We start from the raw sequence: 12,245 nt of genomic DNA, 5'->3' as shown, positions 1-12,245 counted from the left end.
CGAATCCGTATGCCCCGGCGAACACCCGTAACCCATGACGAGGTGACAGACCCATGACGCGATACCAGGGACGGCACCGCTTCTCCCGGCGCACCAGGCTGACCGCGGGCGCGACCGGCCTGGCGCTGACGATCGGCCTCGCGGTCGCGATCACGACCACCGGCGACACCGGGACCGCACAGGCGGACGGCGCCGACAAGTCCCTGTTCGTCGACATCACCGGGCAACGGCGCAACGTCGACGTGCCCCGCCCGGGGCCGGGCGCGGCCACCGGCACGTTCACCGTCGACTGCGGCGACAACGAGAACGGCCACTTCAACCCGGACAACTTCATCGCCCAGCCCGGCGTGCGCAACGGCGCGCGCCATCTGCACGACTACGTCGGCAACGTCTCCACCGACGCGGACTCCACGAACGAGTCGCTCGACGCCGCCGGGACGACGTGCCGCAACGGCGACAAGTCCACGTACTTCTGGCCCGTGCTCCGCATCGACCGCGCGGACGAGGACGAGGAACCCGGCGACCCCGAGCGGTCCCACGTCGAGTGCCCGGACGTGAAGCGCGTGCTGCGCGACGTACCCCGCCGTTCCCGCGCGACCGTCGACAAAGCGCTGACGGAGCTGCGGTCCCAGATCACCGAAGCCGACGCGAAGCTGCGCACACTGGACCCGGACTCCGCAGTGGACGAAGTCCTGAACCCGTTACGCGACAAGCGTTTCACGACACTGCGACAACTGTCCGACACCCTCGCCGAGTCCGGACGACGCCCCCGGGGCCTGACGCGCCTGGCGCCGTGCACCGTGACGGACGGCGACAAGGCGGACCGCGCGACCCTCGACCGCGACACCGAGCCCGACGCCCCGGGCAAGGGCGACGGCAAGACCGGGACCGACGAGAACGAGTTGCCCGGCAACGAGGGCGAGATCCAACGTCCCCGCGTCGACCTGACGTTCCGGGGCAGCCCGGCGGGCAAGGTGACCGCGATGCCCAGGTTCCTGCGCGTCCTCTACGGCGACGCCAAGACGACCACCAACGGCCCCAAGAACGCCCGACGCTCGTGGACGTGCACCGGCTTCGAGGACCGCGTCCTGCTGGACAAGTACCCGATCTGCCCCCAGGGCTCGAAGGTGAAGCGGATCCACGACTTCGCCGGCTGCTGGAACGGCAAGGACACCGACAGCCAGAACCACCGCGACCACATGGCCTACGCCGACGCGCAAGGCCGGTGCCCACAGGGATTCATGGCCGTACCGCAACTACGGATCAGCCTGACCTACGACATCCCCGGGGACGTGCAGCGGGCCGCCCAGTACGCGGTGGACGCGTTCCCGGAGGAGAAGCACAACCCCTTGTCCGACCACGACGACTTCGCGAACGTCATGACCGAAGACATCATGAACCGCTTGGTGGCCTGCGTGAACACCGGCAAACGCTGCCGCGAATGACCGCGCCGGTGCTTCGGCCGCGGTTGTCGGTGGCGGATCAGCCCCGGTCGACCCGACCCGGCCACCAGATCCGCCGCCCCAGATCCACCCCGAGCGCCGGCACCAACAACGACCGCACCACCAACGTGTCCAACAGCACCCCGAACGCCACGATGAACGCGATCTGGGCCAGGAACAGGATGGGCAACACCGCCAACGCCGAGAAGGTGGCCGCCAACACCACCCCCGCGGACGTGATCACCCCGCCGGTGATCGTCAACCCGTGCAACATCCCCTCCCGCGTCCCCCGCACGGCGGCCTCCTCGCGCACCCGCGTCATCAGGAAGATGTTGTAGTCGATCCCCAACGCCACCAGGAACACGAACCCGAACAGGGGCACGACCGGATCCGCACCGGGGAAGTCGAACACCCCGTTGAACACCAACGCCGACACACCCATCGTCGCCCCGAACGACAGCACCACGGTCGCGATCAGCAACAACGGCGCCAGGATCGACCGCAACAACGACGCCAACACCAGGAAGATCACCACCAGCACGATCGGGATGATCACCAACCGGTCGTGCTCGGACGTGTTCCGCGTGTCGAGCTGGGTAGCCGTGGGACCACCGACCTTGGCGTCCTCCGACACCGCTCGCACCGCCGGGCGCAACCGCTCCACCGTCGCCAACGCCGCGTCCGAGTCGACCGGATCGGCAAGGACGACGTCCACCCGCGCCACGTCGCCGAACGTCCGCGGCGGCACGACCGACGACACCCCCGGCACGCCCTTGGCCGCCTCCACGACAGCCGCGGCCCGGTCCGCCCGGACCAGCACCACGCTCGGCGCACCACTACCCGCCGGGAAGTGCCGGGACAGCAATTCCTGCCCGGCCACCGAATCGACATCGGTCAGGAACACGTCCGACTGCGCGGTCCCGGACGCCTTGAGTTGCGGCACGAACGCCACACCGACGAGCAGCACCAGCGTGGTCACGACCCACACCAGCCGCGGCCGACGGGAGACCAGTCCCGCGACCTTGGCCCACACGCCCCCGGCCTCCGGGTGCGGCGACCCGAGCTTCGGACGCAACGGCCAGAAAGCACTACGCCCCAACAAAACGAGCACAGCGGGCAGGAACGTCACCGAAGCGACGAACGCCGCACCGATCCCGATGGCCGCGACCGGCCCCAGCCCCTTGTTCGAGTTGAGGTCGCTGAACAACAGGCACAGCACGCCCAGCACGACGGTTCCCGCCGACGCCCCGATGGGTTCGATCGTGGCCCGCCACGCCGTGCGCATCGCGGTGTACCGGTCCTCGGTGTCGCGCAGTTCCTCCCGGAACCGGGACACCAGCAGCAACGCGTAGTCCGTCGCCGCCCCGAACACCAGGATGAACAGGATGCCCTGGCTCTGGCCGTTGAGGTCGAGCACGTCGTTGTCGGCCAGCAGGTAGACCACGAGACTGGCCAGCGCCAGGGCGAACACCCCGGACAGCAGCACCACGAACGGCAGCAGCGGGCTCCGGTAGACCAGCACGAGGATCACCGCGACGACCGCGCCCGCGACCACCAGCAGCAACCCGTCGATGCCGCCGAACGCCTCCTTCAGGTCGGCGACCTGGGCGGCCGGTCCGGCGACCAGCACGGTCAGCCCGTCCGGCGGGTTCGCCACCGCCGCGCGGATCTTCTCGACGCCCTCGGCGGGGTCCGCCGCGTCGAGCGCGACGACGATCTGCGCGGCCTTGGCGTCCGCCGACGGCACGAGGGGCGAGGCCTTGCCGGGCAGCTTCAGCCCGGTCAGGTAACCCCGGTCGGCGGCGTCCAGGCCGTTCTCCCGCTCGGCGACGACGATCGCGGGCAGCGACCGGGTGGAGTCGATCGCCCGGAGCTGCTCGGCGACCTCGGTGGCCTCGGCCGAGGAGGGCAGGAACGCGGTGTTGTCGTTGACCGCGACCTGGCTCAGCTTGCCCGCGAACGGACCGGCGAGGCCGCCGAGGGCGAGCCAGGCGACGGCGATCAGCGCGGGGAGCAGCCAGCGGGAACGAGAGGGCGGCGACGCGTGCACGGCAGAACGTCCTCCGGGGAGCGTATTCTTGTTTCGACGATCGGATAGTTCGATCGTCGAAATACTAGGGGGAGGTCGGATGGTCGACAACTCGACGCTGGTACGCCTGCTCAGGCAGCTCACCGTGGAGACCGACCGGATCGTGGAACTGTTCGGCGAGCGGCAGGGCATGCACCGCACGGACCTCAACGCGCTCGCGCTGATCATGGACGCGCCGGAGGCCCTCTCGCCGGGCCGGCTCGCCGAGGCCATGCACCTGAGCGCGTCCGCGACGACATCCGTGATCGACCGCCTGGAGGCGGCCGGGCACATCCGCCGCACCCGCAGCGACCAGGACAGACGGCGGATCGAACTGGAGGTGCGCACGGAGGCCCGGGAGTCCGGGCGCGGCCACTTCGGGCCGCTGGACGCGGCGTTCACCAAGGCGTGGGCCGACTTCACCGACGACGAGCGCGCGGTCGCGGCCCGGTTCCTCACCGCGAGCATCGAGGCCATGGTCTCGGCCCGCCGCACGGCCTGAACGTGTCCTTGCTCTCTCAGCGAACCGTCAGGTAGTCCACTGTGGACGAACACCGGGCGCCCGACCCGCACCGACGGACCGCCCGGGACGGACGACGGGTACGCCCCCGGGTGAATCCCGAGCGAGAACCGCTCGAGTCTGCCTAGAGTCGAACCGGTGCGAATCCTCTTTTCCAGCCTGGGAACCCACGGCCACACGTATCCTCTGATCCCCCTCGCCATCGCCGCCCGCGCGCAGGGCGACGAAGTCGTCTTCGCGACCGACAAGGCGTTCACCGACGCGTTAGCGCCCTACGACGTCGAGGTCGTGCAGGCCGGCGCCGACCTGCGCAGCGCGTTCGCGCTCGCCCTTGGCGGCGACGCGACCGAACTCCGGCCGACCGAGGTCGACATGGAGGTCATCCTGCGCATGTTCGGCTCGACCCTGCCGCGCAGGTTCGCCGCCGACCTCGAACCGGTTCTGGCCGACTTCCAGCCCGACCTCGTCGTGCACGAGGTCGGCAACCCCGGTGCCGCGTTCGCCGCCGAGCGCGCCGGCATCTCCCGCCTGTGCCACGGCTTCGGCCGGGCCTGGGTGCCCACCGAGCAGAACGACGACCTGGGCCGCCACCTCCGGGAGACGGCCGCCGACCTCGGCGTGTCGTTCGACGAGGCGCACCCGATGGTCGCCGGCAGCCCGTACGTCGACATCGCGCCGCCGTCGTTCCAGATCAAGGAGTTCCTGGCGTCGGGCGTGGAGATCGTGCCGCTGCGGCCCACGCCGTTCGCCGAGCGCGGCGAGGTGCCCGACTGGGTCGTCGCGCACGAGCGCCCGCTGGTCTACCTGACGCTGGGCACGGCGTTCGGCGACATCGGGGTGCTGCGGACCGCGATCGCCGGCCTCGCCGCGCTCGACGTACGGGTGCTCGTCGCCACCGGCCCGACGGTCGACGTCGCAGCCCTCGGCGAGGTGCCCGACAACGTCGAGCTGAGCGCGTGGGTGCCGCAGGCCGACCTGCTGCCGCACACCGACCTCGTGGTGCACCACGGCGGCAGCGGCACGACGATCGGCGCGTTCGCCGCCGGTCGGCCGCAGCTCGTCCTGCCGCAGGGCGCCGACCAGTTCGCCAACGCCGAGGCGGTCGTCGAGGGCGGGCTGGGCGACCAGTTGCTCGGGGACGCGCTGACCGCCGAGGCGATCACGGCCGCCGCCCGCCGCCTGCTGGCCGACCAGGCCGTGCGCGCGGCGGCGTCGGCGATCCAGGGCGAGGTCGAGGCCATGCCCGCGCCCGCCGAGGTGGCCCGGCGCCTGCCCGAGTTCGTCCGCTAGGAAATCGGGGTCCCGCCGGTCGCCCCACCGGCGGGACCGTGAATCGCAACAATGCAAGCGTAACCGGAAATGATTCATTACATCCGTTCGGCGCAATATCACCACTGAATGCCGGTCGCCCCGGGAATGCGAATGGGTCACCTGAGTGGTTCGACTGGTCGAACGAGTGAGGGGAATTGCCCGGACGACCGGCAGAAGCGCTGGATTAGCACCATGCGAAAAGCACCAGCAGTGGTCCTCACCACACTTCTCGCCACCGTCGGGCTCGCTGCCGCGGCCGCGCCCGCCAGTGCGTCCGTCGCCGACGCGACCTGTGCCGGTTCGGTCTCGAGCACCTTCAGCCCCGGCCTGCGCGCCAACCTCCTGCCGCCCCCGCCGCCCGCCACCACGGCCACCGAGTCAGCGGCCCTCACGGGCTGCGTGTCGCTGTCCGTACCGGCGATCACCAGTGGCACGATCGTGCCGAACGGCAACACCGAGAGCGGCAACTGCGTGGCGGTCAACCCGACCGTCACCGACGTGATCGGCATCAACTGGAACAACGGCACGTCCAGCGTCGTGTTCGTCACCGACCGCGTCGCGGTCAACGCCGCCGCCGTCCGCACCGTCACCCTCACCGGGGTCGTCGTCGCGGGCACGTTCTTCGGCCAGGCCGCGGTGATCGTCTTCACCAGCCCGCTCGACCCGCTGGACTGCCTCTCCGCATCCGGTCTCACCAGCACCACCGGCGTGGTCACCCTGGCGATCACGTAAATCCCGGAAGAATTCCGAAAGAATGCGGCCCCGCGGCACGGCGCGGGGCGTATTCGTGTACCCGCCGCCCATTCCACTCGTTCGGACCAGCACGACCGGGGGTACCTTTCCTCGCGACCCGAACCGCATCGGCAGCCGAAATTTTCACCATGGTCGAACCGCTTGTGAACCGACTATCACACGCGACCGCCCGGCCCGGCCCGCGGCGACTCCCGTTGCCGAGATCACGGCCCGGGAGCGGGGTGATGCTCCGCTGATGCGGAGGTAGGGTCCCCCCTGTGCCGAATCTGCGGATCAGCGAAGCCGCCGCCCTGCTCGGGGTCAGCGACGACACCGTGCGCCGGTGGATCGACCAGGGCCGACTGGAGGCCGTGCGCGGCGACAACGGCCGTCTCGCCGTCGACGGGCGCGAGCTGGCGGCGTTCACCGAACGGGCCGCCGAGGTGCCCGAGCCGGGCGTCACCATCGCCGCGTCCGCCCGCAACCGCATGCGCGGCATCGTGACCCGCGTCGTCAAGGACACCGTCATGGCCCAGGTGGAACTGCGGGCCGGGCCGTTCCGCGTCGTGTCGCTGATGAGCCGGGACGCGGCCGACGAGCTGAACCTCGAGGTCGGCAGCGTCGCCGTGGCCTCCATCAAGTCCACCCACGTCGTCGTCGAGATCCCGGAGTCGTGACCGTGCGCCACCTCTTCGCCGCCCTGCTCGCGGCCCTGACCGTCACCGCCTGCTCGACGCCGACCACACCACCCGCGACGACCGCCGACAAGCCGACCGGCGAGATCACGGTGTTCGCCGCCGCCTCCCTGACCGAGGTGTTCACCGCGCTCGGCAAGGAGTTCGAGGCCGCGAACCCGGGCACGACGGTCCGGTTCTCGTTCGCCGGCAGCTCGGCGTTGGCCAAGCAGCTCAAGGACGGCGCGCCCGCCGACGTGTTCGCCTCGGCCGCGCCCGCCACCCTGGCCGAGGTCCGCGACGCGGGCGTGATCACGGCCGCCCCCACGACGTTCGCCCGCAACCGCCTGCGGATCGCCGTGCCCAAGGGCAACCCGGGCCGGGTCACCGGGCTCGCCGACTTCGCCGACGAGTCCCGGCGCATCGCGTTGTGCGCGGCGCAGGTGCCGTGCGGCGCGGCGGCGGGCAAGGCGTTCGCGGCGGCCGGCGTCACGCCGAAGCCGGACACCCTGGAGCAGGACGTGAAGGCCGTGCTGACCAAGGTGCGGTTGGGCGAGGTCGACGCCGCGCTCGTCTACCGGACGGACGTGGCCGCCACGACCGAGGTCGAAGGCGTCGACTTCCCCGAGGCCGACGCGTCGGTCACCGAGTACCCGATCGCGCCGGTGGCCACGGCGCCCAACGCGCGCGGCGCGGACGCGTTCATCGGGTTCGTGCGGTCGGACCGGGGCCGGGCCGCGCTGACCGGTGCCGGCTTCGACGTGCCGTGAGGAAGGTCCGGGGCGGCCGGCCGGTGGTCCTGGTCCTGCCCGCCGTGCTGGGCCTGGTGTTCCTGCTCGTCCCGCTGGTCGGGCTGCTCGCGCGGACGCCGTGGCGCGACCTGCCCGAGCGGTTGACCACACCCGGGGTGGTCGCGGCCCTGCGGTTGTCGTTGCTGTGCGCGAGCCTGGCGACGGTGGTGTGCGTGCTGCTCGGCGTGCCGCTGGCGTGGCTGCTGGCCCGGGGCGACGTGCCCGGCCGCGGGCTGCTCCGGGCGCTGGTGACCGTGCCGCTGGTGCTGCCGCCGGTCGTCGGCGGCGTGGCGCTGCTGTTCGTGCTCGGGCGGCGCGGCCTGGTCGGGCAGTACCTCGACGCGTGGTTCGGCATCTCGCTGCCGTTCACCACGGCCGGGGTGGTGGTGGCCGAGGCGTTCGTCGCCCTGCCGTTCCTGGTGCTCTCGGTGGAGGGTGCGCTGCGCGGCACCGACCGGCGGTTCGAGGAGGCGGCGGCGACGTTGGGCGCGTCCCGGCTCACGACGTTCCGGCGGGTGACGCTGCCCGCCGTGCTGCCGGGCGTCGTCGCGGGCACGGTGCTGTGCTGGGCGCGGGCGTTGGGCGAGTTCGGCGCGACGATCACGTTCGCGGGCAGCTTCCCCGGCCGCACCACGACGATGCCGTTGGCGGTGTACCTGGCGTTGGAGACCGAGCCCGAAGCGGCGCTCGTGCTCAGCGTGGTGCTGCTGGCCGTGTCCGTCGCGGTGTTGGCCGGGCTGCGGGAACGGTGGATCACCACGTGAGCCTCGACGCGCGCCTGGTCGTCGAGCGGGACGGCTTCCGGCTCGACCTGGCGCTGCACGTGCCACCGGGCGAGGTGGTCGCGCTGCTCGGGCCCAACGGCGCGGGCAAGACGACGGCGTTGCGCGCGCTGGCCGGGCTGCTTCCGCTGACCGACGGGCACATCCGCTTCGGCGACGCGGTGTGGGACGCGCCCGACGCGTTCCGCCGACCGGAACAGCGCACCGCGGGCGTGGTGTTCCAGGACCACCTGCTGTTCCCGCACATGTCCACTGTGGACAACGTGGCGTTCGGCGTCCGGGCGCGCGGTGCCTCCCGCGTCGTGGCACGCGAACGGGCACAGGCATGGCTGGACCGGGTGGGGTTGGCGGAGTTCGCCGCGCGGCGGCCCGGGGCGTTGTCCGGCGGCCAGGCCCAACGCGTCGCGCTGGCGCGGGCGTTGGCCACCGAGCCGGACGTGCTGCTGCTCGACGAGCCGCTGGCCGCGCTGGACGCGGGCACCCGGCTGCACGTGCGGGCCGAGCTGGGCCGGCACCTGGACACGTTCGGCGGGTGCGCGCTGCTGGTCACGCACGACCCGGTGGACGCCATGGTGCTCGCCGACCGGCTCGTGGTGCTCGAACACGGGACCGTGGTGCAGGAGGGCCCGCCGGTCGAGGTGGCCCGCCGGCCGCGCACGGACTACGTGGCCGACCTGGTCGGGTTGAACCTCCACCGGGGAACCGCACGCGGCACGGCCGTGTCGATCGACGGCGGGGTGTTCATCGTGCCGGAACCGGCCGACGGACCGGTGCACGTGGCGTTCGCGCCGTCCGCCGTGCGCCTGCACCGGGAACGGCCGGCCGCCGACGCGTGGCCGGTCGAGGTGGTCGGCGTGGAGCCGCACGCGCACGCGACACGGGTGCGGTTGTCGGGAAGGCCCTCGGTGCTCGCCGACGTGCCGGCGGCGACCGTGGCGGACCTGCGGATCGGGCCGGGTGACCGGCTGTGGGCGACGGTGGACGTCACCGCGGTCGCGGTCTACGCCTGAGGCCCGGCCCCGGCGGCGTGCGGGGCCAGGCCGGCCGTCAGGCCGGTCGGTCGATCTTCGTCAGGTGCAACGTCACCGCGGTCGCGCCGTTCTGGTTCAGGCCCAGCTTGCCGTCCGGCCGGCTGGAGTTCAGCGCCAGCGGGTACAACGAGTTCTCCGGGCTGAGCTTGAGCGTGAGCGACGCGGCGGCCGTCGCGGGCGGCGGCGGGTTGCCGTACGGCTCCCACACCTGCGCGTCCTTGACCGTGCCGCTGGTGTAGACGGGCCGGAAGGGCTTGTCGTAGCCCAAGGCCCACACCCGCTCGCGGTCCGCCGTCCACAGGACGATCTTGCTCGGGTCGCCCTTGGCCGCCGTGAGGTACCAGACGCTCGGCGCGCCCGTCCCCGTGCCGACGAAACCGCTTTCGCGTTCCACGATCGGGGTGCCGTCCGTGAGCCGGAGGGCGAAGAAGCCGTAGCCGTCCTCGCCCGCCGATGCGCTCCCGGAAGCCGCGACCAGACCCGCGGTCACGGCGACGGCGATCAGCAGTGCTCTCAACTTCCGCATGCTCGTGCTCCCCTCACGTTCGCGCCCCGCTCAGGATGCGGGGCGCAGAGGGGCAGTGTGGAACGGCCGGGAGCCGCAACGAGAGGATCTCTCCGGATTCACCCGGTCGGCACTAGTCGTCTTGGGCGACCCAGTCCGCCAGGTGCGGTGCCTCCGCACCCACCGTCGTCGAGTCTCCGTGTCCGGTGTGGACAGTGGTGTCGGGAGGCAGGGTGAGCAGGCGTTTCGCGATGGAATCGATGATCGTCGGACGGTCCGAATAGGAACGCCCAGTAGCACCCGGACCGCCCCGGAACAACGTGTCCCCGGTAAAGACGACCCCGAGGGCGGGCGCGTGCAGGCAGACGGCGCCCGGCGCGTGCCCGGGGGTGTGGACCACGGTGAGGTCCGTGCCCGCGATCGACAGCACGTCGCCGTCGGCCAGGTAGCGGTCCGGGAGCCGATCGGGGTGGGTCATCCGCCACAGCGGCAGGTCGTCCGGGTGCAGCAGCACGGGTGCGCCCGTGCGGTCGGCCAGCTCCGGCGCGGCGTTGACGTGGTCGTCGTGCGCGTGGGTGCAGACGACGGCCACGACGATGCGGCCGGCGACGGCACGTTCGATCGCCGCGGCGTCGTGGGCGGCGTCGATCACGAGCACCGCTTCGTCGTCGCCCACGAGCCAGACGTTGTTCTCGACCTCCCACGTGCCGCCGTCGAGGGAGAACGTGCCCGACGTGACCAGGTGCTCGATCCGCGCGCCCCGGGCCGCCATCAGAGGATCACCACCGAACGCAGCACCTCGCCGCGTTCCATGCGGGCGAACGCGTCCTCCACGCCGTCCAGCGGGATCGTCTCGGTGACGAACGCGGCCAGGTCGAGTCGGCCCTGGAGGTACAGGTCGATCAGCAGCGGGAAGTCGCGCGAGGGCAGGCAGTCGCCGTACCAGGAGGACTTGACCGCGCCACCGCGCGAGAACACGTCGATCAGCGGCAGTTCGAGCTTCATGTCCGGGGTCGGCACGCCCACGAGGACCGCGGTCCCGGCCAGGTCGCGGGCCTCGAACGCCTGCTTGAACGTCTCGGGCCGGCCGACCGCGTCGATCACGACGTCCGCGCCGAAGCCGTCGGTCAGCCCGCGGATCGCCTCGACGGCGTCGGTCGTCTTGGCGTCGACCGTGTGGGTGGCGCCCAGGACGGTGGCCGTTTCGAGCTTCCGGGCGTCGATGTCGACGGCGATGATCCGTGCCGCGCCGGCAAGTCGCGCGCCCATGATCGCGGCGCCGCCGACGCCGCCGCAGCCGATGACCGCGACGGTGTCGCCCCGTCCGACGTCGCCGGTGTTGACGGCCGCGCCGAGGCCCGCCATGACGCCGCAGCCGAGCAGGCCCGCGACGGCGGGTTCGGCCCGGGGGTCGACCTTGGTGCACTGGCCGGCGTGGACGAGCGTCTTCTCCGCGAAGGCGCCGATGCCCAGCGCGGGCGAGAGTTCCGTGCCGTCCTCCAACGTCATCCGGCGCTTGGCGTTGTGCGTGGCGAAGCAGTACCAGGGGCGTCCGCGCCGACACGCCCGGCAGGTGCCGCAGACGGCCCGCCAGTTGAGGATCACGAAGTCGCCGGGTTCGAGGTCGACGACCCCGTCGCCGACCCGCTCCACGACGCCGGCGGCCTCGTGCCCGAGCAGGAACGGGAACCCGTCGTCGATGCCGCCCTCGCGGTAGTGCAGGTCGGTGTGGCAGACGCCGCACGCCTGGACCCGCACCACGGCCTCGCCGGGTCCCGGATCGGGCACGAGGATCGTCTCGACGCCGACCGCCGCACCCCTGCCCCTGGCGACCACTGCCCGAACCCGCTGCGTCATGTCCCGGTCCTCCCGACTCGATCGATCACCGGTGATCGTGCCGGCCCGCCTCCGCACGGGCGACCGTGGTGCGAACCCGCCGCACGCGGGGTACCCGACCGCCGTCCGCTCCCACACCAGGAGGCGATCATGGTCCAGCCGCACCCGCCCGACCCGGTCCCGCCCGTCCCTCCCCCGCTCCCCGACCCCGTGCCCCCGCACCCCGAGCCGGGCCCGGACGTGGAGCCCCCGCTGCCACCCCCGCCCGTTCCCCCGACCCCCACCCCCTAGTTCTCGCGAGTCGTCCGTTCGGACACCGCGAAATATGCGTTCGGACACCTTCGATCGAGTGAACCAGGACGTATTCACTGGCGCGGACCAGGATCACATGGTGGCCCCTTATAGGGGTCCGCCTTCCACGGGTATCAAGGGGTGCCCCGACGGCCGCTATATAGGGGTCTGCCGCGTCACTCGATCGAAGGTGCCTGAACGCACAACTCGCGGTGTCCGAACGTATAACTCGCGCAAAAGAGAGCCGGTGGTCCGAAGACCA

12 protein-coding genes are annotated in these 12,245 nt (G+C 71.8%); 8 read left to right on the top strand and 4 right to left on the bottom strand.

From position 1 onward, the window contains the following. The first annotated feature begins 53 nt into the window (after window positions 1-53). Entirely contained in the window at window positions 54-1,445 is a 1,392-nt protein-coding gene (locus F4559_RS10965) for a DUF1996 domain-containing protein (RefSeq protein WP_184668111.1), read from the top strand. A 37-nt stretch (window positions 1,446-1,482) separates the two neighbouring features. On the opposite strand, the gene F4559_RS10960 is transcribed toward F4559_RS10965, so the two are convergent. Further along, complete coding sequence (locus F4559_RS10960) at window positions 1,483-3,492, bottom strand: MMPL family transporter (protein ID WP_184668110.1); 2,010 nt, start codon at window positions 3,490-3,492, stop codon at window positions 1,483-1,485. Window positions 3,493-3,571: 79 nt separating this feature from the next. Between F4559_RS10960 and F4559_RS10955 the strand changes: the two genes are divergently transcribed. From F4559_RS10955 to F4559_RS10925, 7 genes are all read left to right on the top strand, one after another. Continuing rightward, entirely contained in the window at window positions 3,572-4,012 is a 441-nt protein-coding gene (locus F4559_RS10955) for a MarR family winged helix-turn-helix transcriptional regulator (protein WP_184668109.1), read from the top strand. A 156-nt stretch (window positions 4,013-4,168) separates the two neighbouring features. After that, on the top strand, window positions 4,169-5,320 hold the full coding sequence (locus F4559_RS10950) for a glycosyltransferase (protein ID WP_184668107.1): 1,152 nt from the start codon (window positions 4,169-4,171) through the stop codon (window positions 5,318-5,320). Between the two features lie 213 nt (window positions 5,321-5,533). Beyond that, a complete protein-coding gene (locus F4559_RS10945) occupies window positions 5,534-6,073 on the top strand; it encodes a hypothetical protein (protein ID WP_184668106.1) in 540 nt (179 codons plus the stop codon). Window positions 6,074-6,351: 278 nt separating this feature from the next. Beyond that, window positions 6,352-6,750 carry a TOBE domain-containing protein gene (locus F4559_RS10940; RefSeq protein WP_184668105.1) on the top strand — a complete coding sequence of 133 codons (399 nt, stop codon included), beginning with the start codon at window positions 6,352-6,354 and terminating at the stop codon, window positions 6,748-6,750. Next, on the top strand, window positions 6,747-7,517 hold the full coding sequence (modA, locus tag F4559_RS10935; RefSeq protein ID WP_312865579.1) for a molybdate ABC transporter substrate-binding protein: 771 nt from the start codon (window positions 6,747-6,749) through the stop codon (window positions 7,515-7,517). Before F4559_RS10940 ends, modA begins: the two co-directional genes overlap by 4 nt. Further along, window positions 7,514-8,302 carry a molybdate ABC transporter permease subunit gene (gene modB, locus F4559_RS10930; RefSeq protein ID WP_184668104.1) on the top strand — a complete coding sequence of 263 codons (789 nt, stop codon included), beginning with the start codon at window positions 7,514-7,516 and terminating at the stop codon, window positions 8,300-8,302. Before modA ends, modB begins: the two co-directional genes overlap by 4 nt. Further along, window positions 8,299-9,330 carry an ABC transporter ATP-binding protein gene (locus F4559_RS10925; RefSeq protein WP_184668103.1) on the top strand — a complete coding sequence of 344 codons (1,032 nt, stop codon included), beginning with the start codon at window positions 8,299-8,301 and terminating at the stop codon, window positions 9,328-9,330. The genes modB and F4559_RS10925 overlap by 4 nt, the downstream gene beginning before the upstream one ends. Before the next feature lie 37 nt (window positions 9,331-9,367). Here the strand turns inward: F4559_RS10925 and F4559_RS10920 are convergent, their stop codons facing one another. From F4559_RS10920 to F4559_RS10910, 3 genes are all read right to left on the bottom strand, one after another. Then, window positions 9,368-9,877 (bottom strand): hypothetical protein, encoded by a 510-nt coding sequence (locus F4559_RS10920; protein WP_184668102.1) that lies wholly within the window; start codon window positions 9,875-9,877, stop codon window positions 9,368-9,370. A 112-nt stretch (window positions 9,878-9,989) separates the two neighbouring features. Further along, complete coding sequence (locus F4559_RS10915; RefSeq protein ID WP_184668101.1) at window positions 9,990-10,628, bottom strand: MBL fold metallo-hydrolase; 639 nt, start codon at window positions 10,626-10,628, stop codon at window positions 9,990-9,992. Then, window positions 10,628-11,713 carry an S-(hydroxymethyl)mycothiol dehydrogenase gene (locus F4559_RS10910; protein ID WP_184668100.1) on the bottom strand — a complete coding sequence of 362 codons (1,086 nt, stop codon included), beginning with the start codon at window positions 11,711-11,713 and terminating at the stop codon, window positions 10,628-10,630. The genes F4559_RS10915 and F4559_RS10910 overlap by 1 nt, the downstream gene beginning before the upstream one ends. Between the last annotated feature and the right edge of the window lie 532 nt (window positions 11,714-12,245).

Origin of the sequence: Saccharothrix violaceirubra (assembly GCF_014203755.1) — a bacterium.
GTDB classification, from domain to species: domain Bacteria; phylum Actinomycetota; class Actinomycetes; order Mycobacteriales; family Pseudonocardiaceae; genus Actinosynnema; species Actinosynnema violaceirubrum.
Note: the sequence above shows the minus strand (reverse complement) of the source record. Positions and strands in the feature narration are given on the sequence as shown.